Source organism: Pedobacter sp. Leaf170, from assembly GCF_920984665.1.
Taxonomy (GTDB): domain Bacteria; phylum Bacteroidota; class Bacteroidia; order Sphingobacteriales; family Sphingobacteriaceae; genus Pedobacter.
In genome coordinates, this window is the sequence record NZ_CAKLBP010000018.1 from 1 (window position 1) to 1,213 (window position 1,213).

Sequence of the window (1,213 nt, forward strand, 5' to 3'; positions counted from 1 at the left end):
TGTAAGCTCCCCTGTTTTTCAGACCATTCAAAAGTATAATTTTGTCCTCAAATTTCCTGCAATAAATCTACAGGAGATTTGAAGTTTAATGCCTGGTGTGGTCGATGGTAATTGTAGTCCACCATCCATTCCTCCACTTTCTCCCTTACATCATCCAGGGAGTGAAATATGTAGGCATTTAATAATTCTCTTCTGATGCTTCCATTCAATCTTTCAATATATGCGTTCTGTGTTGGCTCTCCTGGCTGGATAAAAACTAGTTCAACATTGTTTTCCTTTGCCCATTCATCCAACTTATGCGAGATGAACTCCGGTCCATTATCCATTCTTATTTTTTTGGGGAGCTCCCTATATTGTTTTAGTTCATCCAACGCTCTGATAACCCGCAACGACGGCAGTGAATAATCTATCTCCATAACTAGCATCTCTCTGTTGTAATCATCAGCGATGTTCAACAACCTAAATTTCCTTCCATTCCAAAGCGCATCGCTCATAAAATCCATGGACCATACCTCATTTATAGTTTCTGGTACAGACAAAGGCTTCTTGACTCTTTCTGGCAGCCTCTTTTTTGCCCTGCGGCGGATATTAAGCCTCATTGAGGTATAAATCCTGTAAATCTTTTTATGGTTCCATTTAAGCCCTTTTCGACGCAATCGGTAGTAACACTGCCAGAAGCCTATGGAGACGTGCTTTTCAACAAGAAGTGAAAGCGCATCAACTACTTCACTGTCATCGCGTCGTTTATGCTGATAATAATGTTTGCTTCGGTTTAATCCAACGCATTTACAGGCCTGACGATGGCTGATCCTTTTTACCATTTCATCCACTAAATCCCTTTTCTCGTCAGGCGTTAAAGCTTTTTTTCTACAGCCTCCTTGAAAACTTCATGCACGAGACTGAGATTCGCATACATTTTTTTTAAACGTGCATTTTCTTCTTCCAACGCCTTTAATTTCGATAGTTCTTTGACTTCCATTCCCCCATACCTTTGACGCCATTTGTAAAAGGCTGCAGTGCTTATTCCTAACTCTCTGCAGAGATCATGCACGTTTTTGCCGTTCTCATGTTCCTTGATTGCTTTTACAATCTGGGATTCCGTAAACTTGATTCTTTTCATATTGCCAATTAAAATTAATAGTTTTTCTAATAGCCTCGCTGCGCTCGGTCTAGAATTCTACTTTTAAATGGTCTGAATTTTGGGAAGTGCACA

The 1,213-nt window shown here is 40.1% G+C and carries 1 protein-coding gene; it reads right to left on the reverse strand.

What is annotated here, in order from left to right; translation table 11 throughout:
* Positions 1-47: 47 nt before the first annotated feature.
* Positions 48-1,120, reverse strand: a protein-coding gene (locus tag LUA90_RS19435) for an IS3 family transposase (protein WP_231465804.1) whose coding sequence is annotated in 2 segments (ribosomal slippage) — positions 48-859 and positions 859-1,120 — 1,074 coding nt in all. Because the reading frame shifts where the segments join, the coding sequence is not laid out codon by codon here.
* Positions 1,121-1,213 lie beyond the last annotated feature (93 nt).